The following is a 722-nucleotide window of genomic DNA, read 5'->3' on the forward strand; positions in this document are numbered from 1 at the left end:
GTGAATTTAAAAGAATTAAATGACAAAATTATTGATTCCAACAATGAATTAGAAGAAAAAAAAGAACAATTAGAAAATATGGAATTAAAGAAAAATAATTTATCTAATAAAGAATTACAAGAACAAAAAGAGTTATTAACTGCAATTAAAAAATTAAATGAAGAAATTACAGAAAATCAAAAAATAAGAAATGAATATTTAGAAAAAAATATTAAAAATATTGAAAACGGAAATAGCACAATTTTACAAACATTAAGGGGTACAAACATTAAGGGGAACAGAACAAATGGAAATTAAAACTATTTATAATCAAAAAGATATTTTAGATACAAGAGAATATAAAAATGCATGATTAAAAAATATGCAAAGACAACAATTAACGCCACAAGAAACAAAATTTTTACAAGTTGGAACAAATCCAACTGGAAATGAAGATGCGAGTCCGCTTAATAAATTCATTTTTTACAAATGTGATACCATCTATTTTTTGATTATCATGAATGGTATCACCAATTAAAACAATTATTTCACTAAAACTTCCTAGTGTGCCTTAACTAAGATATAATCGATTATAATAAATATTAAAATCCTTTAACCATAACACGGAAAAAGTTTAAGATTTTAATAATACAAAATATAGCAAATGGAATTAATATAATTCACGCTTCACCTAAGAAAACCATTATCTCAGGTAAAATATTTGTTATACCTTCTTTAACTTT

2 protein-coding genes are annotated in these 722 nt (G+C 23.0%); both read left to right on the top strand.

What is annotated here, in order from left to right:
* On the top strand, positions 1-297 hold a 297-nt coding region (locus tag C6B38_RS10265), incomplete at its 5' end, for a hypothetical protein (protein WP_443028757.1).
* A complete protein-coding gene (locus C6B38_RS06320) occupies positions 287-517 on the top strand; it encodes a hypothetical protein (RefSeq protein WP_105299024.1) in 231 nt (76 codons plus the stop codon). The genes C6B38_RS10265 and C6B38_RS06320, both read left to right, overlap by 11 nt.
* Positions 518-722 lie beyond the last annotated feature (205 nt).

Source organism: Spiroplasma sp. ChiS, from assembly GCF_002968355.1.
In the GTDB taxonomy this organism is placed as follows: domain Bacteria; phylum Bacillota_I; class Bacilli_A; order Mycoplasmatales; family Mycoplasmataceae; genus Spiroplasma; species Spiroplasma citri.